A 17,221-nucleotide genomic window follows, 5' to 3' on the forward strand; every position below is an offset into this window, starting at 1 on the left:
ACCATGCCATTCGCAGTTCATCGCAAGGGTGAAGTGATCGCGACGCTTGAAGAAGGTGAGGAATGGGTGATCGTCGGCAAGAAGATCCTGATTACGAAGCCCAATGACCCGACTTATAGTCGAGAAATCGCAGTGCCTAAGGACGATGCCGAAGGGCTCGTCGAAGTGTGGCTGGGAGGCGCCTAGTCCGTACTGGACGCGGTTCGCGCGCTATGGCACGGTTGGCTTGGCGGGGGCGATCCTTAGGAGGATTTCTCTATGGCGGACGCCGGCAGCATTATAGCGATCTATGATGACTATTACGCAGATGGCAAAGTAGCCGCGAAACGCGAAATTGCTTCGCAGCAATCAGTCGGCCATATAGAAGCGATCCTCCCGGGGGAGACCTTCGAAAAGGTCCTTGACATCGGGGCTGGTGAAGGGGCTGTGCTGGACAAGCTCAACAAGCGAAATCTGGCAAAGACACTCGGGGCCGTCGAGATTTCGACCTCGGGTATTGAGGCCATCAAGGCACGGAAAATCCCTAGTCTGAAGAGCCTCGATGTTTTTGATGGCTACCACATTCCGCACTCCGACAAGTCGTTCGACCTTGGGTTGGCCATCCACGTTGTCGAACACGTCGAGCACGAACGGATGTTTTTGATGGAGGCGGCGAGGGTCTGCAAGAAGCTCTACATCGAGGTGCCGCTGGAGCATACGAGAAACCTCAATCGCGCCATTCGGATGTCCGGGCCGTATGGGCATATCAATTTCTACACGCCGCTGACGTTCGAAAATCTGCTCAATACTTCCGGGCTCAAGGTCGATAGTCTGATGACGTTTGCTCACGATCTCGCTTATGAACAGCACTTGGCCGGGCGGTACAAAGGATGGGTGAAATACAAGTTGCGGACCGAATTTCTCAAGGTCGCGCCCAAGGCTGCGGTGCGGAACATGGCGTACATGGCCGGAGCGCTATGCAGCACTAAATAGTTGATTCTGAAAGGTCGCGGACCTTTTTAGCAGGAACTCCGGCAACGATCGTGAAGGGCTCTACGTCCTTCGTGACGACAGACGCTGCGCCGACGACCGCGCCCTTGCCGATCGTGACACCTTTCAGGATTGTCACGCCAAAGCCGATCCAGACATTCTCATCGATTGTGACCGGCGCGATGCCGACACCCGACCAGTTCTTTTTGCCTTGATGCCACTCGGCGACATCGCTTGTGCGCTGCTTCCAATCCAGCGAGTGCGAGTTATGGTCAACGATCGTCGTACCCCATGAGATAACGACATCATCGCCAATAGTGATGTGTTCTGCAGCGACTAGGTGGCTCTTGCCGATGTAGCAGCGCCTTCCGATCGTGATCCGCGCTTCTGGTCGATCAAACGAGAAGTAGCAGTTGATGATCCCGTCCTCGCCGATCGAGTGATGGCCACGGCGGGCAGTGCGGACACTCTGAATGGCCATCTTCGTGCCAGCGCCGACATTGGCGCCCGCTAGGCGTTGCAGGAAGGGCGGCACAAAAGGCATGTCAGTGTCTTCCGTATCGTGTTTGTTGCTGCCTCTCGGCGATAACCTGCAAACCGTCGCAGAGCATGAGGTGCCGTTGTGGCATTCGCGTACTAAGCTCCTTCAATGCTGCCTGCGCATCGTGCTCGTCGTCGGCTGCCATCATTGGCGCAGGGATGTGTCGGCCATCGATTGCTTGGACCAAAAAGCGCTTGAGGGTTTGTGCCACCGGCAGGTTAGTTCGCATCGTCAGGGGCAGATCCGTTGGGCGGTCATCATTTGCGGCAAGCACCTCCGCTTTGCAAGCGTGATCGTGAGGTAGTTCACGCTCTAGTTCGTTCGGCTCGACACGGCCCCTAGCAACGAGCCAGTGCAGGTAGCATTTCGCCAACCGCAGATAGACTTGTACCGAGTGATCTTGTGGGTCGATAATTTCGGCGGCGTCTGGCTGCCGGCTGGCTTGCTTGCGCGTCCAAAAGACACGCCGTAGCCCGCGCCGCCGCGCAGGCGAATGGCGCAAAGACTGCAAAGACTAACGACGGCTGTCTTGCGGCTTGTCGTGAGGCTGGCTGTTCGACCACCAGATAAAATACAGCGAACCTATCTTCATGACCGGCACGCGGCGCTCGCGTTCGCGCACCCGCAATTCGCGATAGACTTTCATCTTCAGGGTGCCGCCCGGCAATTTGATACGCACTGCCATCGGTTCAACTCCCGCCGGTAAGGCAATGATGATGTGCGATGCAGCAATTAGAGAACTTCCCCCGGGGAAGAGTCAACAGCCGATGGTTTTTTTGACTCTTCCCGGGAAGGGTTCGAGGCACAGGCGCCCGATGACGGTCAGGGCGTCAACGCGTTGCCTGGAGTTGGTCCGGATCGTCCGGTGCACCCGGCTGGCCGATAAAAGGACGCGGCCGGTTCGACCACCACCGGTTCGACCACCACCGGTTCGACCACCAGGTGAAATAGACCGAACCTATCTTGACGACAGGAATGCGGCGGCTGCGTTCGCGCCCGCGCAATTCCCGATACACCTTCATCTTCAAGGTGCCGCCCGGCAACTTGATCCGAACCGCCATCAGCCCAACCCCATTGTGCAGCGCAGCAACTAGAGAGCTTCCGTGGCGTAAAAGTCAACAAACCGGTCATCGACTATTTCTGGGACTATTTCTGGGACTGTTTCCAGAAGGGCCCCGGGCGCAGGCTCGGGATCATCGATTTGGCGGGCGCCCGGACATGCTGCTCGGCCACCAGACGATGAAGTAGTCTCCGACCCGCCAGACCGGGACTTGGCGCTTCTGCTCGCGGCGGCGCAGCTCGTCCTTTTTCTTGATCTTCAGTGTCCCGCCCGGAAGCCTGATCCTTATTGTCACGTGCCCTCCCGCACCCGGTGTCCTCGGGGTATGAACGGTTCCTGGCAGCAGTTTCATCCCGGCTAAGAGACCGTTTGGAAACTCTACTCGGGCGGCCATCTGATGGCGTTTTCTGCGCTTCCGGCCTTCGCCGGCCGAAGCACTTATGAGCGGTCGTGGCAGTTAAAGCTACGGCCGGCGTAGGCCGGTGCTCACGGACCAGCGCATGACCCCGGAAACCGATTTCGGTTTCCCGGAAAGGGTCATGCGCAAATGCAAAGTGTTAGAGCGTCCTTTGCGCGTCCAATTGGACGCGCAGCGCTCAAATATCCGCTGCGCGCCGGTTCTCGAAACCACCACCATATGACTCGCCAGAGCGAATTTCGAAACAGTCTCTAAGCGATTTCGGTCCAGGTGGCAGGACGGATCGAGCTTCTCAAGCGGTCAGCACGATCACTTGAAGAAATCCGCCATACCCTGGACGGCCAGGAACGCATAGAGGATCGGCCCGGCTATCAGCCCGCAATAGAGGCACAGGATCGCTGCCAGCGCCACAAGCAGCGGCTTGTCGCGGCCGACCGCGCATAGCTCGGCCTTCACCGTCCAGCGCGCCGTTCCTTCATCTTGCGACATCGGCCGCTGTCCTCCCGCTCTCCTTGGGCTCATTTCACACAATCGCTTGCAAACATCAACCGGCCCGCGAGGGCGGAAAGGACACGACCATGGACATGACGTTCAAGGGTGCCGCCAGGCGCCTGGACGACCTCGATCTGCCAAAACTTGGCGCCAGGATCGGCGTCGGCGAGGACGAGATCCACGCCTTTCTCGATGTCGAAACCAGCGGGCATGGCTTCGACGCCCATGGCCGGCCAATCATCCTGTTCGAGCCGCATGTATTTTTCCGCAACCTGTCGGGGGCGAAGCGGGCGCAAGCTGTCGCGGCCGGCCTTGCCTATGCCAGATGGGGCGAAAAGCCTTATCCCCGGGACAGCTACCCGCGCCTGAAAGCCGCCTACGCGATCGACGAGACGGCGGCGCTCAGATCGGCGTCGTGGGGCCTCGGCCAGGTTCTCGGCGAGAACTTCAAGGCGGCCGGCTTCCTCACCGTGCAGGCCATGGTCGAAGCCATGATGGAGGACGAGGCGCTGCAGCTGGCGGCGGCGGTCAATTTCATCGCCGCCAACCGGCTCGACGGCAAACTGCGCAAGCATGATTGGGCCGGCTTTGCCAAGGGTTACAACGGCGCATCCTATGGGAAAAACGCCTACGATATCAGGCTTGCCGAGGCGTTCCGCAAATGGTCCGGTGTCAAGGACACGCCGGCCGCTGCCCCAGCGCAGCCTCCAGCGCCTGTTCCGATCCCGCAGGCTCCGCAACCGGACATTCTTGCGTCTTCAGGGCCAAAGCACGAGCCGGGCGAGGCTGGAGTCCGGCCCGGAGCGTTGCCCGGACCATTGCCCGGATTCTGGGCCGCAGTCCTGGCTCCGTTGGTCGCCGCAATCCTGTCCTTGTTTCGAAAGGTAAAGCCATGACGTGGTTCAATACCAATGCCGCGCACAATCTGATCAATATGCTGATCCTGCTGCTCACCGGCCTGGTCGGCTTCGACTGGACGCTGTTCGGCATCGACGCTGCCCTGGCGCTCAAGATCACCGGGGTGCTGACCCTGCTCAAGATCCTGATGAACGTCGTCCGCGACGGCGTTGCCGGCCTCGTCAGACGACAGCCTGCGGTGGAGGGCAATTGAGATGTGGGTGCTTTCCATGCTGAGCGCGTTCGCCGGCAATACGACGATCATGGCGATACTCGCCGCGCTGGTCGGCGGCATCGGCCTGTTTGTCGCCGGCGGCATCAGCCGGGCCAACAAGGATACGGCCAGACGAGCGGCGGAAAAACTCGCCGCCGTCGAGGATCGCCTCGAGATGGACCGCGAGGCAACGGATGCCGAACGCGCGGCGCGCGACCTGCCGGACGAAGCCGCACGGCGGGAGGCGAGGCGATGGGCAAGGCACTGATGATCGGTCTGCTGCTCGGGGGGCCGTTGCTCGCCGGATGCACAACGCCGGTTTCGCCGGCGCGTCAGGTCTGGTGCGACCACAACCAGGCGCGCCGTCCCTCCGTGGCCGTCGTCGTCGCCGCCATGACGCGGCCCGAGCTCGACGAGGTGAACGCCTACAACGCGAAGGGCGCCAGATGGTGCGGGTGGAAGCCATAATGCAGGAGCTTCTCGATGCTCTCGGCGTCAAGGCGCCGGTGGTGGTCGCCGGCCTTTCCGGCGGCATTTTGCGCGCCTTGTCGCGCCACCGCTACAAGGTCCGCGAGATGGTGGCGTCGCCGATCTGCGGCGCGCTGGCGGCGGCCTACCTGACATTGCCAGTGGTGCATTACTTCCGCGCTACCGGCGTGCCGATACCGTCGCCCGACGACGGCACCACGACGCTGGCCGCGGCGTTCCTCATCGGCGTCTCGGCGATGTGGATCTCGGACATCGTCTTCGAGGTGGTGGTGAGGCGGTTCAAGCCGGAGAAGGAGGAGTGAGATCGCGCCTGTCTTAAAGCGCGTCGCGTTTGACCGGCCTCATGCGACGCGCTTTAGGTTGTTGTTTTATGCATGTCGTTATCGCAAAACCGCTGCACACCCTCGGTTCAGGCCCGAGGGCATGCTTTTGCGCGACATGCATTATTGCGCCGCAGCAACAGCCTCTTGCGGGAGACTCGGGTGAAGGTTGCGGAACCACTGGCGAAGGTGCGCGTTGGGCACGACCCTTGAGAGGATCTACCATGCCAGCTCGCCCAATCGTCTCGACAGCCGTAGCGATCCTGCTCGCCGCCACAAGCATGGCTTACGGCCGGCCGGATGCGCGCACCATGACATGCGAACAGACGCAGCAGCTGATCCAGAGCCGGCGCGCCGTCGTCCTGTCCACCGGCCGCAACACCTATGATCGATATGTCCGCCAATACGGCAATGAGTGCGACTGGCCCGAAGCGCCCGTCACCTCCTATGTGATGACGCTTGACGGTCAATGCCGGGTCCATCGATGCGAGGAACCGGTTCTCGGATTGCGATGATGCGCCATTAAAGTCCAGGATCAAACACCCAGGGTCTGCGCCGCGTCGCGTCGCTCCTTGCTTCGCCCCAGGATGAGTGCGTCAGGAAGTTCATGGTGTCCAGCGGGTGGAAGTCCCGCCCGGGTAAGCACTAGCCATGCGCCCGGTAGCGAGTCTTGGGTCCGCCGCCGGTAACGGAGCGGGCTAAGCGTAGATAGCAAGCGAACGGGGCCTGTATTGAGCCACGTAATGGGTTGGTCGCGGTCGCCGAGGCTGTTCATCCTGCCGAAGGCAACACCGAGCGCTGCGCAACTGGCGAACAGCGCGCGGGCCGCCGGGGTCGAAGACCAGGTCACGTTCGCAGGGATGGCATGGGAACCTGAGAAGCCCCATCGCATGCTCTGGCTGGTCACCGGAGCGGACGTTTGCCGAGGGAGAACCGGAGGCAGCGCCCGATCTGCTGTGGGGTGTCGGCGGCCTACCTGACATTGCCAGTGGTGCATTACTTCCGCGCTACCGGCGTGCCGATACCGTCGCCCGACGACGGCACCACGACGCTGGCCGCGGCGTTCCTCATCGGCGTCTCGGCGATGTGGATCTCGGACATCGTCTTCGAGGTGGTGGTGAGGCGGTTCAAGCCGGAGAAGGAGGAGTGAGATCGCGCCTGTCTTAAAGCGCGTCGCGTTTGACCGGCCTCATGCGACGCGCTTTAGGTTGTTGTTTTATGCATGTCGTTATCGCAAAACCGCTGCACACCCTCGGGTCAAGTCCGGGTCAAGCCCGAGGGCAAGCTTTTGCGCGACATGCATTATTGCGCCGCAGCGACAGCCGCTTGCGGGAGACCCGGGTGAAGGTTGCGGAACCACGGGCGAAGGTGCACGTTGGGCACGACCCTTGAGAGGATCTACCATGCCAGCTCGCCCAATCGTCCCGACAGCCGCAGCCATCCTGTTTGCCGCCACAAGCATGGCTTACGCCCGGCCGGATGCGCGCACCATGACATGCGACGAGGCGCAGCAGCTGATCCAGAGCCGGCGCGCGATCGTCCTGACCACCGGCCGCAACACCTATGATCGATATGTCCGCCAATACGGCAATGAGTGCGACTGGCCCGAAGTGCCTGTCACCTCCTATGTGAGGACGCTTGACGGTCAATGCCGGGTCCATCGATGCGAGGAACCGGTTTTCGATTTCCCGGATTAGCTCCTCTGTGCAGAGATTTGGTTCTTTGGCTGAGCCCCGTGGACGGTCGCTGCCCGACCAGACTGCAAGCGCCAGTCTCCAACGTCTGCGATTAGCCGTAAGCCCCCGCGCCTTCGTCATCCCAGGGCAAAGCAAGGAACGAAGCGACGCGGCGCAGACCCTGGGATCCATTCCGTGACATCAGCCGAAGAATGCAGCGGCCAAGAACGGTGCTTGCATCCGCAACGGTGCCAGCTACCCTTCCACCATGACCGGCTATGCCTACATGACTGCGAGCCAGAAGCGTGGCACGATCTACATCGGTGTCACCAACGATCTTGGCCGCCGCATGCCGGAGCACAAATCCGGCCAGGGCTCGCGCTTCACCAGCCGCTACGGCGTGCAGCGTCTGGTCTGGTACGAGGAGCACTTCGATATTCGCGGCGCCATCCAGCGCGAGAAGTCGCTGAAGCGTTGGCCGCGCCAGTGGAAGATCGACCTGATCGAGAAGTGCAATCCAGAGTGGTTCGAGCTTTTTCGCGGAACGGGGTGGTAGCGTTCGGTTCTGGTCCGCTGCATACTTCGGCTTGGGTAACGGCATGGATCCTAGGGTCTGCGCCGCGTCGCTTCGCTCCTTGCTCCGCCCTAGGATGACGAAGGCGCAGGGGGCTTACGGCTAATCGCAAAAGTTGGAGATTGGTGCTAGAAGCAGCGGCGCCTGATCCAGGTCTCTTCGCGCGGCACCGAGGCGGCCGATGCTCTAAAAGCCGAAGAATTGCCAGCCGACCAGATAGCCAAGCGCGACGATCACCAGGGGAAACAGGGCCGGCGCCAGCTGGCTGAAGACGGAACGCCTTGCCGGTTCCTTTGGGGCATTCCTTTCGGCGTTTCCGAGATTTTTGGTCATGGTCCAATATAGTAGCAACCGCTGATTAACGATTCACCAACATGCTGCGCCCGCCCCGGAAACGGGGCGGTTTTTTGCGTGTTCAACGGAAGTCGCCCCCTTGCCGCCCAAAACTGTCGTGCCGGTCGATTGAACCTGCATGGAGCCGGGCGCGTCGCAGCATGCGGGAACCAATCGCCGCCCACCTGCTTTGGCAAGGAGGTTCGCGGGAAAGGAGTTCGACATGAAACCTTTCGCATTCCTGCCGAGCGCGTTGATCATCGGCGTGCTCGGCGCACTGGCGTTGGCGGCGCCGGCTGCCGCCCAGACGGATGACCAGACACAAGACCAGGCGCCTGCCGGCCCCTGCCAGGCCCAGCCGCAGAACGGCCAGCAGCAGGAGCCGCCCGCCAACAACGGTGCCGGCGACAGCCTGACCGACACGCTTGATCCCTGCAACGGCGTGCTGCTGCCGCCGCCGACCGGCGATCAGGGCATGGCCGCACCGCCGCCGGACGAAGGCAGGACACCGGTGCTCAAGCCCGGCGAGGTGCCGGCGCAGCCGCCGAAACAATAAGTTGGGGCATTTGCCGTCTCGGCGCCTGACGGGAGCCCGACGCCGGCAGGCTTTTTTGCTGGGGGGCGGAACATTAGTTCTCGCTAAATGTTCCTTTCGAAGCAGTCGATATCACCCCCTCCGGTATCGCTGCTGATCGGGCAATCCGATCGGCCCGCGTGCCTGCGAAAGGAACGCGGGCCACTGCGGCGGCTCGCGGCAACGCACCAGAGCGGCGCCAATACGGCGATCGATTAGCCGCCGCTCACGGAACAAGAAGGTTGCGTGAGCGTTTCCAAAGAGGGCCCGCCGTCCCGATTGTGATCTATTGTTGCCACCCGTGGAAGGCGAAGTCCGCCAACAAGAACAGGAGAAGACGATGAAGATCCACCTTGTTCCTGCCGCCGCCGGGCTGGTTCTGCTCACCGGTGTCGGCGTGGCCACCGCAGACCAGGTGATTGTCAAGCCCGAGCAGCAGACAGTCATCCGCGAATATGTGGACAGGCACCCGCTGGCGTCGATCAGCCTTCTGGGAGTGGAACTCAACATCGGTTCCACCGTGCCCGACACGGTTGAGCTTCACCCGATCGACGTTCCCGACGTCAAATACAGATACGTGGTCGTCGACGATCGCACCGTGCTGGTCGATCCCGGCACCCGCAGGATCGTGCAGGTCATTGACTGACCTTCACCCGCCGCTCTCTCGGGAAGACGCGAGAGCAGCGGCGGCTCGCCGGCAGGCAGCCGGCTGTTGATCGTCTTGTCGCGGGAAGGAGCCATTTCCATGTTGCCGCATGTCGAGTCACGCAATGTGGCCGCATCTGTCGACAAGCTGCTTGCTGAACGGGGCACTGCCCTGTTGTCGATGAAGGAGTTGATTGCAGCGGTGCGTGAGCAAACTGGAACGGAGCGCTCGGACGCGGATCTGGCGGGGCTGATCACCAAGAAAGCGGCACTCCTCGGTGTCGCGGTCTTGTCCGAATAGGGTTGAAGCCGCCCAAAGCGTCGATCCGACTCATGACGTCGATCCGAACTTGGGCTAAGACAGCTGTTGCCCAAGGCCCTGAACCGAACCGATGGAGGCAACAGTGACGGACGACAGGCAGGAACGCATTCGCCGGCGGGCTCACGCGATCTGGGAACAGGCCGGCCGGCCCGACGGCGCGCATCAGCAGCACTGGGACCAGGCCACTGCCGAGGTCGACGGTGAGGAGAGCAGGCCGAAAGCCAAAGCGGCTCGACCGAAGGAGCCGGCGGCCGCCAAGGCCAAGCCCAAGGACACTAAGCCAAAGGACACCAAGCCAAAGACTGCTCGGCCGCGCAAAGGTTCAGCGAGCTAGAACAATAACGCTTCGGCCGCGGGACGAAGCTCTGCCCCGCGGCCGAAAGCGTGAGTTCCCGAAATCGATCTCGGCTACATGCCGCAGTGCCTGTCGTTGACGGTCGGTGAGACCGTGCCGGGAGCCTTGTGCGTGGCATCAGGCAGCGCGCCCTGCGGGCCTATAGGGCAGTTCCGATCGGCATTGGAATTCGTGCCGTCAGGGCCCGCAATAATGCTACCGGTAATCCCGCGATCGACAGCATCCGGCTCATCGGCCAGGTTCGGATCGATCGGGGCCGGGTCGATTACGACGCTTCTGTCGCTGCCGGTACCCATTTCAGCGTCGGGGTCGCTGGCAGTCTGGGCCATCGCAGACGTAGCCAGACCAGCGGCGAGTACGGACGCCGCGAGAATCTTCGTAAGCATGGTTTGCCTCCATTTGTCTCCATTTTTTCGGTTGTCGCCGCATCGCGACTACAGAAAAAACCGCTCGGGGCTGGTGAAGGTTCCCATAAAATTCCAACCTGCGACGAACCGTCGTGATCAGCAGCGCAAACTTGCCCGGCAAATGCCGGGGACCCGAAAGCGTGCTGGCAGCGAGCCGTTGACATGCCTGCCATGTCACGATATTGAACAGGACTATACAGGTTTACTGAACAGGTATTCCATGGCGCGTCGCACGACTCCGTCGTCTCCCGGAACGGGCAAGCCCGAACGGATCGCCACCGTCCTCGAACACGAGATACGCTCCGGCGTGCTCGGCTTCGGCGACCGCCTGCAGAGCGAGAACGAGCTCGTCCAGCGCTTCTCCGTCAGCCGCAACACCATCCGCAAGGGCCTCGAGGAACTGTCGAGCCGCGGGCTGATCACCACCAAGGTCGGCATCGGCTCGTTCGTCACCTTCGACGGCATGCCGGTCGACGACGCCGTCGGCTGGTCGCGGGCGCTGGCCAATGCCGGCGCCAATGCCGACACGCGCACGCTCAGGCTCGAAGTCATGCAGGATGCCGAGCTCGCTGCCAGGCTGGGCGTCGAAAGCCCGTTCTTCATAGCCGTCGACCGGGTGCGCTCCAACGCCGATGACGGCCATGCAATCTCGATCGAGCGCAGCCGCCTGCCGCTGTCGCCGGAGCTGGAGGACGTGCCGCTGCGCGGCCTGCGCGAGGGCTCGCTGCACCAGACGCTGCGCGCGGCGGGGCTCGTCCCCGATCACGGCGAGGAGTGGGCCGACATCGAGATGCTGAGCGCCGCGGACGCGGCCATACTCGACTGCGCGCCCGGCGCGCCGTTCCTGCGCACGCGGCGCCTGACGCGCGCCGCCGATGGCCGCGCCATCGAATATGTCACCAGCCTGCTCAATCCGGCGCATTTCGCCCTTCACCTGGAGTTCTGAGCATGGATACGACGATCGACCGGGCGATGGGTGCGCTTATCGGGGGTGCGCTGGGCGATGCGCTCGGCATGCCGACGCAGCTTTTGTCGCCGGCCCGCATCGCCGAGCTCTACGGCCAGGTCGAGGATTTCGTCGCGCCCGTCGCCGACCATCCCGTCTCGAAAGGCCTCGCCGCCGGCAGTGTTACCGACGACACCGAACAGGCGCTGCTGCTCGGTCGTGTCCTGGTTGTTTCAGGCGACAGCTTCGATCACACGCGCTGGGTCAACGCGCTGCTCGACTGGGAGCGCGAGGTCAAGGCGCGCGGCAGCTATGACCTGCTCGGCCCGTCGACCAAGCGCGCCATCGACGCCATCAATCGCGGCGTGCCGGCCGCGGAAGCGGGACGCAGCGGCGATACCAATGGCGCGGCGATGCGCATCGCGCCGGTCGGCATCATGATGCCGCTGGAGCCGCTCGACGGGTTGGTCGCCAAGGTGGCGGAAACCTGCCGTGCCACGCACAACACCTCGATCGCCATTGCCTCGGCCGCAGCCGTCGCTGCCGCCGTCAGCTGCGGTGTTGCCGGCGGCGATTGGCGAGCAGCCTCGGACCGTGCGGTTGTGGCGGCAAGGCAAGGGGCGGCACTCGGACACTGGGTCACCGGCGGCGATATCGCCGCGCGGATCGACTGGGCGAGGAGCCTCGTCCGCGGCAAGGCCGTCACTGACGGCATCCGGCTGATCGTCGACCTGGTCGGCACCGGCGTCGCCAGCCAGGAATCGGTTCCGGCGGCCTTCGCGGTGCTGCAAATAGCCGGTGGCGATCCCTGGCAGGCGGCCGTCATCAGCGCCAATCTCGGCGGCGACACCGACACGATCGGCGCCATTGCCGCCGGCATGGCAGGCGCTTGCGCCGGCTTTTCCCGATTGCCGCAGGAACACATCGCCCGGCTCAAAGGGCTCGACATGGCGCAGGTGCGCGCGCTCGCCGCCGATCTGGTCGCGGTGCGGATGGCGAAACGCGGTTCAGGCAAGGATGCGGCGGCATGAGCGGGCGTCTCGTCCATATCGGCAGCGCGGTGGTCGACTATGTCTACCGCATCGACGCTTTGCCGGCGCCCGGCACCGAAAAGACCGCATCGAGCTTTGCCCAGGTGGCCGGCGGCGGCTTCAACATGATGGTCGCGGCCAGCCGCACCGGCATGCAGGTCGTCTTCGGCGGCCAGCTCGGCAGCGGACCGAATGGCGACTTCCTGCGCGCCGCTTTTGCCGCCGAAGGGATCGCAACGCTGACGCGCCCATCGCCTTTGATGGATAGCGGCAATTGCGTCGCCATGATCAGCGGCGACGCCGAGCGCACCTTCGTGTCATGGCCTGGCGCCGAGAGCGTGCTCAGCCTCGGCATGATGGCGCCCGTCCGGGTTGCGCGGGGGGATTGGGTGTTCGCCTCCGGCTATACGCTCAGCTATGTCGGCAGCCGCGACGCGCTGGCCGACTGGATCGAGACGCTGCCGGCGGAAATTCCCTTCGTCTTCGATCCGACGCCTGTCGTCTCGGACATTCCGCGCGCCGTTCTCGACCGGGTGCTGGCGCACACGAGCTGGCTGAGCTGCAACACAACGGAAGCGGCCGAGATTGCCGGCCCCGGCGATGTCGAGGCCATTGCCGCCCGGCTTCTTTCCAATCACTGCCCGACCGCCGAGGCGGTCATCATCCGCGCCGGGGCGAAAGGCTGCTTCGTGCGGCTGGCTGACGGCACCGCGCAGGCCGTGCCCGGTTTCAAGGTCGCCGCAGTCGATACCAACGGCGCCGGCGACACGCATATCGGCGCCTTCGTCAGCGCGCTGTCGCGCGGCGTGCCGCCCTTCGAAGCGGCAAGTTACGCCAATGCGGCGGCGGCGCTCTCGGTCACCCGCCATGGCGGATCGTCGGCGCCGACCGACGAGGAGATCCAGACATTCCTCAGCCATGACGATCGATCCGTGCACGGCCGGAAGCAAAAGGCCCATTTATGACAGCCTAAATGACGCAACAAGCCCGCCAACCGGGCAAACAATGAGAGGAACGAACATGCGCATGCCCAAACTGACTGCATTTGTCACGGCAACCGCCGTCTTCGCTTCGGCACTCACGCTGGCCGCCAAGGCCGACGAGGTGCATGTGCTCAACTGGAAGGGCTACGGCGCCGACGAGCCCTGGGCCATTGCCGCCTTCGAGAAGGCGACCGGCAACAAGGTCGTCAACGACTTCTTCAATTCCGAACAGGAAATGCTGACCAAGCTCAGGACCAATCCCGGCCTCTACGACGTCGTCATGATCAACGCCGCCTTCAACGACCAGGCGATGGCGGAAAAGCTGATCCAGCCGATCGACGTCTCGAAGATCCCCAACTACGCCGACATCAGCCCGGACAAATCAGGCTCGCCGATGCTCGCCCGCGATGGCAAGGTCTATGGCGTGCCATGGGTGTGGGGCTTGACCGCGCTCGCCATCAACGAGAAATCCTTCGAGACGCCGCCGACCAGTATCACCGAAATGTGGAATGAAGCCCATAAGGGCCGCGTGGTCATCCGTGACGATGCTGTCGAAGCGGTTCAGTTCGGCGCCATCGCCACCGGCCAGAACATAAACGACATCAAGGATATGGAAGCGGTCAAGGCGAAGCTGACCTCGTTGATGCCGCAGATCAAGACATTCTGGAGCTCGGAAAACGACTGGAACCAGATGGTCGCCTCCAACCAGATCGACATCGGCACCTACTGGAGCGGCTCGGCCGACCGTGCCAAGACGCATTTCAAGCTGCCGGTCGCGCTGGTCATCCCAAGGGAAGGCGCCGTCGCCTGGCTCGACGCCTTTTCCATTCCGATCGGTTCCAAGAACGTCGCCGGCGCCGAGGCCTTCATCAACTACATGATCGATCCCGGCTTCTACGTCGAGTGGGTCACCAAGGTCGGCGCGCCGGTCTCGGCCAACACCAAGGCGGTTGCCGCCCTTCCCGAAGATGCGTTCAACCGCAAGGTGATGGGCGACCCTGATGTCGCCAAGCGCATCCAATTCCAGGCGCCGATCACCGACGCGCAGCGCGAGGCCTATCTGGCGCTGTGGCAGGAGATCAAGGTCAACGTTAAGTAACGGCCGGCTTTTCGGGAGGAGCATATGGCTGGACAGGTCGCGACCGGTTCGAGGAGCGGATTGCGATCGGCGTTGCCGTTGCTCCTGCCTGCCTATCTCTGGCTGACGGTGGCGATCTTTTTGCCGCTGTCGGCCATGGTCTTCTTCTCCTTCATGACCGAATTGCCCCTGGCAGGGAAGGTGTGGGCGTTCACGCTCGACAACTACGCCACCTTCTTCTCAGAGCGGCTGTATTTTACGCTGCTGCTGGCGTCGCTCAGGCTCGGGCTCGAGGTAACGCTGTGGTGCGTCGTCATCGGTTATCCCGCGGCCTATGTGCTGGCCAAGGTGCTGAAGGGACGCAGCCGCGAGGCGATCTTCCTGCTCGTCATCCTGCCGTTCTGGTCGAACGGGCTGGTGCGCATCTTCTCCTGGGCGATGGTGCTGCGCGAAGGCGGCATTCTCGACACCGCGCTCAACGCCGTGCTGCCGTTCAAGATCAACATCGACCTGATGTATTCCTATCCGGCCGTCATCATCGGGCTGGTGCACTCCTACGTGCCCTACATGGTGCTGACCTGTTACCTGACGCTGCAGGCCATCGATGACTCGCTGATCGAGGCAGGGCGCTCGCTCGGCGCCTCGCGGCTGCAAATGCTGAAACGGGTGATCATCCCGCTGTCCATGCCGGGGCTGGTCGCCGGTGCGGCGCTGATCTTTGTTCCCGTCGTCGGCTCCTTCATGGAACCGCGCATCCTCGGCGGGCGCACCGGCACTTTTTACGGCACGATCATCGAGGATCAGTTCGTCGCCGTCTTCAACTGGCCGCTCGGCGCTGCCTTGTCGTTCATCCTGCTGGCGGTCGTCCTGGTCATCCTGGCGCTGGCGTCGCCGGTGCTCAGGAGGCCCGCGTGATGGCGACGACCCGTATCCTGGAATGGTGTGGGCGCCTCTACATCTGGCTGCTGCTCGCCTTCCTCTACCTGCCTGTTATCATCATGGCGCTGATGTCGTTCAACGTCTCGCCCTTCTACCAATTGCCGCTCGAATGGACGACTGAGTGGTACGCTTCGTTGTGGCAGAACGATCAGCTGATATCGGCCACCTGGAACAGCATAGAGATCGCCATCATCACCACCATCATCTGTACGGTGCTCGGCTCGGCGGCATCGCTGGCGCTCTACCGCTATGAATTTCGCGGCAAGAAAGTCCTGCAAGCGCTGCTGTTTCCACCGATCGCCATTCCGTGGCTGATCACCGGCACGGCGATGCTGATCTTCTTCTTCGGCGTCGGCATCGGCCGTGGGCTGTTCGCGATCCTGCTCGGCCATGTGGCGCTGGCGCTGCCCTATGTCATCGTCGTCGTCTCGGCCCGGCTGCAGACATTTGCGCCGGAGCTGGAAGAGGCGGCGCGTTCGCTCGGCGCCAACCAGTGGCAGGTGACTTCGCGCGTGACGCTGCCCTGGATCATGCCGGGCGTCATCGCCGGCGGGCTGTTCGCCTTTGCCGTGTCGTTCGACCAGTTCGTGGTGTCCTACTTCCTGTCGACGCCGGGCCAGACAACGTTGCCGGTCGAAATCTACGCCGCGATCCGCAAAGGTTTTACGCCGGAGATCAATGCCGTCTCGACGATCATCATCGTCGTCTCAATGGCGCTGATGTTGCTTACGGCACGGTTCTTCAAATTCGGCGGAGAGAAATAATGGCCGGCGTGCAGGTATCGAATTTGTCGCGCAGCTTCGGCGCGCACAAGGCGCTGGACGACGTGTCCATCGATTTCGCTGACGGTGGTTTCTATGCACTGCTTGGGCCGTCGGGCAGCGGCAAGACCACGCTGCTGCGGCAGATTGCCGGTTTCGATTTTCCCGACTCCGGCCGAATCGCCATCGGCGGCGAGAGCGTCGAGCGGGTGCCGGTCGAGAAGCGGCGCATCGGCATGGTGTTCCAGAACTATGCGCTGTTTCCCAATATGAGCGTGGGTGACAATGTCGCCTTCGGCCTGTCGGTGCGTGGCGAAGCCAAGGCAACGATAGCCAGCGAGGTGCAGCATGCGCTTGACCTGGTGCAGCTCGGCAAGCTCGGTAGCCGCCGGCCGCATCAGCTGTCCGGCGGCCAGCGCCAGCGCGTCGCGCTGGCGCGCGCCATCGTCACCAAGCCGCGCGTGCTTTTGCTCGACGAGCCGCTGGGCGCGCTCGACAAAGCGCTGCGGGTCGACATGCAGATCGAGCTGAAACGCATCCAGCGCGAGATCGGCATCACCACCATCTTCGTCACCCACGACCAGGAAGAAGCGCTGACGATGAGCGACCGCATCGGCATCCTGCGCGACGGTCGGCTGGTGCAGGAAGGACCGCCGGAGGAGATCTACGACAGCCCGAAGAACGAGTTCGCCGCCACCTTCCTCGGCGACGCCAACATCTTTCGCGGCGAGACCACCGGCACCGGCATCCGCTTGCCCGACGGCACGGCGATCGCCGCCGGGGCAGGCGCGGCGCTTGCCGCCGGCGTCAAGGCGAGCTGCGCGGTGCGGCCCGAACGCATCCGCATCGGCACCGATTCGGGGACGTCTGATCCGAACGCCAATATGCTCCGGGGGCAGGTTTCCAAGCGCATCTTCGCCGGCAACAACAGCACCTATTTCGTCGAACGCGACGGCCAGACGCTCAAGGTCATTGTGCAGAACACCGGCATTGAAAGGTTGGCGGAGGGGCAAAAAGTGGTGCTGCGCTGGTCGCCGGAGAGCACGGTGCTGATCGCTGGAAGCTAACTCGAAAGTTGGCGATCCTTCCCACCCCCTCTGCCCTGCCGGGCAGAGGGGGTGCTGTCCCATAGGCGCTAACCTTAGGGGTAGACTGGTGGAATCGAGATGTGATTCCTAGGCCAGATGCAGAGGAATG

Annotated in this window: 29 protein-coding genes; 23 read left to right on the forward strand and 6 right to left on the reverse strand. The window is 62.9% G+C overall.

Annotated features, from left to right (window positions below):
* Nucleotides 1-3 precede the first annotated feature (3 nt).
* Both AC0L3L_RS34120 and AC0L3L_RS34125 read left to right on the forward strand, forming a co-directional pair.
* Entirely contained in the window at nucleotides 4-186 is a 183-nt protein-coding gene (locus AC0L3L_RS34120; protein WP_473641653.1) for a hypothetical protein, read from the forward strand.
* 72 nt (nucleotides 187-258) lie between these two features.
* Nucleotides 259-972 (forward strand): class I SAM-dependent methyltransferase, encoded by a 714-nt coding sequence (locus tag AC0L3L_RS34125; protein ID WP_473641655.1) that lies wholly within the window; start codon nucleotides 259-261, stop codon nucleotides 970-972.
* Here AC0L3L_RS34125 and AC0L3L_RS34130 read toward each other — a convergent pair.
* From AC0L3L_RS34130 to AC0L3L_RS34140, 3 genes are all read right to left on the reverse strand, one after another.
* The gene (locus tag AC0L3L_RS34130) at nucleotides 965-1,513 is read right to left on the reverse strand and encodes an acyltransferase (protein ID WP_473641657.1); all 549 of its coding nucleotides are present in this window, start codon (nucleotides 1,511-1,513) and stop codon (nucleotides 965-967) included. The two genes, AC0L3L_RS34125 and AC0L3L_RS34130, sit on opposite strands and share 8 nt — an antisense overlap.
* A 511-nt stretch (nucleotides 1,514-2,024) precedes the next feature.
* On the reverse strand, nucleotides 2,025-2,195 hold the full coding sequence (locus AC0L3L_RS34135; protein ID WP_473641659.1) for a hypothetical protein: 171 nt from the start codon (nucleotides 2,193-2,195) through the stop codon (nucleotides 2,025-2,027).
* Nucleotides 2,196-2,340: 145 nt separating this feature from the next.
* Nucleotides 2,341-2,571 (reverse strand): hypothetical protein, encoded by a 231-nt coding sequence (locus AC0L3L_RS34140; protein WP_473641661.1) that lies wholly within the window; start codon nucleotides 2,569-2,571, stop codon nucleotides 2,341-2,343.
* 499 nt (nucleotides 2,572-3,070) lie between these two features.
* Between AC0L3L_RS34140 and AC0L3L_RS34145 the strand changes: the two genes are divergently transcribed.
* Entirely contained in the window at nucleotides 3,071-3,211 is a 141-nt protein-coding gene (locus tag AC0L3L_RS34145; protein ID WP_473488170.1) for a hypothetical protein, read from the forward strand.
* 86 nt (nucleotides 3,212-3,297) lie between these two features.
* Here AC0L3L_RS34145 and AC0L3L_RS34150 read toward each other — a convergent pair whose 3' ends face one another.
* A complete protein-coding gene (locus tag AC0L3L_RS34150; protein WP_473641663.1) occupies nucleotides 3,298-3,477 on the reverse strand; it encodes a hypothetical protein in 180 nt (59 codons plus the stop codon).
* A gap of 89 nt (nucleotides 3,478-3,566) precedes the next feature.
* Between AC0L3L_RS34150 and AC0L3L_RS34155 the strand changes: the two genes are divergently transcribed.
* The 9 genes from AC0L3L_RS34155 to AC0L3L_RS34195 all read left to right on the forward strand — a co-directional run bounded on the left by AC0L3L_RS34155 (nucleotide 3,567) and on the right by AC0L3L_RS34195 (nucleotide 7,632).
* Nucleotides 3,567-4,376, forward strand: coding sequence for an N-acetylmuramidase family protein (locus AC0L3L_RS34155; protein WP_473641665.1), 810 nt, complete (start codon nucleotides 3,567-3,569; stop codon nucleotides 4,374-4,376).
* Nucleotides 4,373-4,591: a hypothetical protein gene (locus tag AC0L3L_RS34160; protein WP_473529691.1), complete on the forward strand. Its 219-nt coding sequence runs from the start codon at nucleotides 4,373-4,375 to the stop codon at nucleotides 4,589-4,591. Before AC0L3L_RS34155 ends, AC0L3L_RS34160 begins: the two co-directional genes overlap by 4 nt.
* 16 nt (nucleotides 4,592-4,607) lie before the next feature.
* The gene (locus tag AC0L3L_RS34165; RefSeq protein ID WP_473641667.1) at nucleotides 4,608-4,859 is read left to right on the forward strand and encodes a hypothetical protein; all 252 of its coding nucleotides are present in this window, start codon (nucleotides 4,608-4,610) and stop codon (nucleotides 4,857-4,859) included.
* Nucleotides 4,844-5,059 (forward strand): hypothetical protein, encoded by a 216-nt coding sequence (locus AC0L3L_RS34170; RefSeq protein WP_473641669.1) that lies wholly within the window; start codon nucleotides 4,844-4,846, stop codon nucleotides 5,057-5,059. The genes AC0L3L_RS34165 and AC0L3L_RS34170 overlap by 16 nt, the downstream gene beginning before the upstream one ends.
* Nucleotides 5,059-5,382: a hypothetical protein gene (locus AC0L3L_RS34175; protein ID WP_473641671.1), complete on the forward strand. Its 324-nt coding sequence runs from the start codon at nucleotides 5,059-5,061 to the stop codon at nucleotides 5,380-5,382. Before AC0L3L_RS34170 ends, AC0L3L_RS34175 begins: the two co-directional genes overlap by 1 nt.
* A 242-nt stretch (nucleotides 5,383-5,624) precedes the next feature.
* Nucleotides 5,625-5,915, forward strand: a complete 291-nt coding sequence (locus AC0L3L_RS34180; RefSeq protein ID WP_473641673.1) for a hypothetical protein — start codon at nucleotides 5,625-5,627, stop codon at nucleotides 5,913-5,915.
* Between the two features lie 380 nt (nucleotides 5,916-6,295).
* The gene (locus AC0L3L_RS34185; RefSeq protein WP_473641693.1) at nucleotides 6,296-6,550 is read left to right on the forward strand and encodes a hypothetical protein; all 255 of its coding nucleotides are present in this window, start codon (nucleotides 6,296-6,298) and stop codon (nucleotides 6,548-6,550) included.
* Nucleotides 6,551-6,803: 253 nt separating this feature from the next.
* Nucleotides 6,804-7,097 (forward strand): hypothetical protein, encoded by a 294-nt coding sequence (locus tag AC0L3L_RS34190; protein ID WP_473641675.1) that lies wholly within the window; start codon nucleotides 6,804-6,806, stop codon nucleotides 7,095-7,097.
* A gap of 247 nt (nucleotides 7,098-7,344) precedes the next feature.
* On the forward strand, nucleotides 7,345-7,632 hold the full coding sequence (locus AC0L3L_RS34195; protein WP_473641677.1) for a GIY-YIG nuclease family protein: 288 nt from the start codon (nucleotides 7,345-7,347) through the stop codon (nucleotides 7,630-7,632).
* 204 nt (nucleotides 7,633-7,836) lie between these two features.
* On the opposite strand, the gene AC0L3L_RS34200 is transcribed toward AC0L3L_RS34195, so the two are convergent.
* Nucleotides 7,837-7,983, reverse strand: a complete 147-nt coding sequence (locus AC0L3L_RS34200) for a hypothetical protein (protein WP_165848859.1) — start codon at nucleotides 7,981-7,983, stop codon at nucleotides 7,837-7,839.
* Between the two features lie 223 nt (nucleotides 7,984-8,206).
* Here AC0L3L_RS34200 and AC0L3L_RS34205 point away from each other — a divergent pair, with 223 nt between their 5' ends.
* From AC0L3L_RS34205 to AC0L3L_RS34220, 4 genes are all read left to right on the forward strand, one after another.
* Nucleotides 8,207-8,539, forward strand: coding sequence for a hypothetical protein (locus tag AC0L3L_RS34205; RefSeq protein ID WP_473488162.1), 333 nt, complete (start codon nucleotides 8,207-8,209; stop codon nucleotides 8,537-8,539).
* A 358-nt stretch (nucleotides 8,540-8,897) separates the two neighbouring features.
* Nucleotides 8,898-9,203: a DUF1236 domain-containing protein gene (locus AC0L3L_RS34210; RefSeq protein WP_473488161.1), complete on the forward strand. Its 306-nt coding sequence runs from the start codon at nucleotides 8,898-8,900 to the stop codon at nucleotides 9,201-9,203.
* Nucleotides 9,204-9,302: 99 nt separating this feature from the next.
* Nucleotides 9,303-9,503 (forward strand): hypothetical protein, encoded by a 201-nt coding sequence (locus AC0L3L_RS34215; protein ID WP_123152077.1) that lies wholly within the window; start codon nucleotides 9,303-9,305, stop codon nucleotides 9,501-9,503.
* Nucleotides 9,504-9,606: 103 nt separating this feature from the next.
* Nucleotides 9,607-9,858 carry a DUF2934 domain-containing protein gene (locus AC0L3L_RS34220; protein WP_123152124.1) on the forward strand — a complete coding sequence of 84 codons (252 nt, stop codon included), beginning with the start codon at nucleotides 9,607-9,609 and terminating at the stop codon, nucleotides 9,856-9,858.
* Nucleotides 9,859-9,932: 74 nt separating this feature from the next.
* Here the strand turns inward: AC0L3L_RS34220 and AC0L3L_RS34225 are convergent, their stop codons facing one another.
* A complete protein-coding gene (locus tag AC0L3L_RS34225) occupies nucleotides 9,933-10,265 on the reverse strand; it encodes a hypothetical protein (RefSeq protein WP_473529680.1) in 333 nt (110 codons plus the stop codon).
* Nucleotides 10,266-10,506: 241 nt separating this feature from the next.
* Here AC0L3L_RS34225 and AC0L3L_RS34230 point away from each other — a divergent pair, with 241 nt between their 5' ends.
* Genes AC0L3L_RS34230 through AC0L3L_RS34260 form a run of 7 tightly spaced genes read left to right on the forward strand, consistent with a single transcriptional unit; the run spans nucleotide 10,507 to nucleotide 17,091 of the window.
* Nucleotides 10,507-11,232 carry a GntR family transcriptional regulator gene (locus AC0L3L_RS34230; protein ID WP_473641679.1) on the forward strand — a complete coding sequence of 242 codons (726 nt, stop codon included), beginning with the start codon at nucleotides 10,507-10,509 and terminating at the stop codon, nucleotides 11,230-11,232.
* A gap of 2 nt (nucleotides 11,233-11,234) precedes the next feature.
* Nucleotides 11,235-12,263 (forward strand): ADP-ribosylglycohydrolase family protein, encoded by a 1,029-nt coding sequence (locus tag AC0L3L_RS34235; protein WP_473641681.1) that lies wholly within the window; start codon nucleotides 11,235-11,237, stop codon nucleotides 12,261-12,263.
* Nucleotides 12,260-13,228 carry a PfkB family carbohydrate kinase gene (locus AC0L3L_RS34240; RefSeq protein ID WP_473641683.1) on the forward strand — a complete coding sequence of 323 codons (969 nt, stop codon included), beginning with the start codon at nucleotides 12,260-12,262 and terminating at the stop codon, nucleotides 13,226-13,228. Before AC0L3L_RS34235 ends, AC0L3L_RS34240 begins: the two co-directional genes overlap by 4 nt.
* A gap of 55 nt (nucleotides 13,229-13,283) precedes the next feature.
* Nucleotides 13,284-14,345, forward strand: coding sequence for an ABC transporter substrate-binding protein (locus tag AC0L3L_RS34245; protein ID WP_473641685.1), 1,062 nt, complete (start codon nucleotides 13,284-13,286; stop codon nucleotides 14,343-14,345).
* Between the two features lie 24 nt (nucleotides 14,346-14,369).
* Nucleotides 14,370-15,239, forward strand: coding sequence for an ABC transporter permease (locus AC0L3L_RS34250; RefSeq protein ID WP_473641687.1), 870 nt, complete (start codon nucleotides 14,370-14,372; stop codon nucleotides 15,237-15,239).
* Entirely contained in the window at nucleotides 15,239-16,027 is a 789-nt protein-coding gene (locus AC0L3L_RS34255) for an ABC transporter permease (RefSeq protein WP_473641689.1), read from the forward strand. The genes AC0L3L_RS34250 and AC0L3L_RS34255 overlap by 1 nt, the downstream gene beginning before the upstream one ends.
* Nucleotides 16,027-17,091, forward strand: coding sequence for an ABC transporter ATP-binding protein (locus tag AC0L3L_RS34260; RefSeq protein ID WP_473641691.1), 1,065 nt, complete (start codon nucleotides 16,027-16,029; stop codon nucleotides 17,089-17,091). Before AC0L3L_RS34255 ends, AC0L3L_RS34260 begins: the two co-directional genes overlap by 1 nt.
* Nucleotides 17,092-17,221: the final 130 nt, after the last annotated feature.

The sequence above is a fragment of the Mesorhizobium sp. WSM4849 genome, from assembly GCF_055811385.1.

Coding starts and splice junctions, on each gene's coding strand:
- AC0L3L_RS34120 (WP_473641653.1), top strand. CDS start 4: ATGCCATTCGCAGTTCATCGCAAGGGTGAAGTGATCGCGACGCTTGAA.
- AC0L3L_RS34125 (WP_473641655.1), top strand. CDS start 259: ATGGCGGACGCCGGCAGCATTATAGCGATCTATGATGACTATTACGCA.
- AC0L3L_RS34130 (WP_473641657.1), bottom strand. CDS start 1,513: ATGCCTTTTGTGCCGCCCTTCCTGCAACGCCTAGCGGGCGCCAATGTC.
- AC0L3L_RS34135 (WP_473641659.1), bottom strand. CDS start 2,195: ATGGCAGTGCGTATCAAATTGCCGGGCGGCACCCTGAAGATGAAAGTC.
- AC0L3L_RS34140 (WP_473641661.1), bottom strand. CDS start 2,571: ATGGCGGTTCGGATCAAGTTGCCGGGCGGCACCTTGAAGATGAAGGTG.
- AC0L3L_RS34145 (WP_473488170.1), top strand. CDS start 3,071: ATGACCCCGGAAACCGATTTCGGTTTCCCGGAAAGGGTCATGCGCAAA.
- AC0L3L_RS34150 (WP_473641663.1), bottom strand. CDS start 3,477: ATGTCGCAAGATGAAGGAACGGCGCGCTGGACGGTGAAGGCCGAGCTA.
- AC0L3L_RS34155 (WP_473641665.1), top strand. CDS start 3,567: ATGGACATGACGTTCAAGGGTGCCGCCAGGCGCCTGGACGACCTCGAT.
- AC0L3L_RS34160 (WP_473529691.1), top strand. CDS start 4,373: ATGACGTGGTTCAATACCAATGCCGCGCACAATCTGATCAATATGCTG.
- AC0L3L_RS34165 (WP_473641667.1), top strand. CDS start 4,608: ATGCTGAGCGCGTTCGCCGGCAATACGACGATCATGGCGATACTCGCC.
- AC0L3L_RS34170 (WP_473641669.1), top strand. CDS start 4,844: ATGGGCAAGGCACTGATGATCGGTCTGCTGCTCGGGGGGCCGTTGCTC.
- AC0L3L_RS34175 (WP_473641671.1), top strand. CDS start 5,059: ATGCAGGAGCTTCTCGATGCTCTCGGCGTCAAGGCGCCGGTGGTGGTC.
- AC0L3L_RS34180 (WP_473641673.1), top strand. CDS start 5,625: ATGCCAGCTCGCCCAATCGTCTCGACAGCCGTAGCGATCCTGCTCGCC.
- AC0L3L_RS34190 (WP_473641675.1), top strand. CDS start 6,804: ATGCCAGCTCGCCCAATCGTCCCGACAGCCGCAGCCATCCTGTTTGCC.
- AC0L3L_RS34195 (WP_473641677.1), top strand. CDS start 7,345: ATGACCGGCTATGCCTACATGACTGCGAGCCAGAAGCGTGGCACGATC.
- AC0L3L_RS34200 (WP_165848859.1), bottom strand. CDS start 7,983: ATGACCAAAAATCTCGGAAACGCCGAAAGGAATGCCCCAAAGGAACCG.
- AC0L3L_RS34205 (WP_473488162.1), top strand. CDS start 8,207: ATGAAACCTTTCGCATTCCTGCCGAGCGCGTTGATCATCGGCGTGCTC.
- AC0L3L_RS34210 (WP_473488161.1), top strand. CDS start 8,898: ATGAAGATCCACCTTGTTCCTGCCGCCGCCGGGCTGGTTCTGCTCACC.
- AC0L3L_RS34215 (WP_123152077.1), top strand. CDS start 9,303: ATGTTGCCGCATGTCGAGTCACGCAATGTGGCCGCATCTGTCGACAAG.
- AC0L3L_RS34225 (WP_473529680.1), bottom strand. CDS start 10,265: ATGCTTACGAAGATTCTCGCGGCGTCCGTACTCGCCGCTGGTCTGGCT.
- AC0L3L_RS34230 (WP_473641679.1), top strand. CDS start 10,507: ATGGCGCGTCGCACGACTCCGTCGTCTCCCGGAACGGGCAAGCCCGAA.
- AC0L3L_RS34235 (WP_473641681.1), top strand. CDS start 11,235: ATGGATACGACGATCGACCGGGCGATGGGTGCGCTTATCGGGGGTGCG.
- AC0L3L_RS34240 (WP_473641683.1), top strand. CDS start 12,260: ATGAGCGGGCGTCTCGTCCATATCGGCAGCGCGGTGGTCGACTATGTC.
- AC0L3L_RS34245 (WP_473641685.1), top strand. CDS start 13,284: ATGCGCATGCCCAAACTGACTGCATTTGTCACGGCAACCGCCGTCTTC.
- AC0L3L_RS34250 (WP_473641687.1), top strand. CDS start 14,370: ATGGCTGGACAGGTCGCGACCGGTTCGAGGAGCGGATTGCGATCGGCG.
- AC0L3L_RS34255 (WP_473641689.1), top strand. CDS start 15,239: ATGGCGACGACCCGTATCCTGGAATGGTGTGGGCGCCTCTACATCTGG.
- AC0L3L_RS34260 (WP_473641691.1), top strand. CDS start 16,027: ATGGCCGGCGTGCAGGTATCGAATTTGTCGCGCAGCTTCGGCGCGCAC.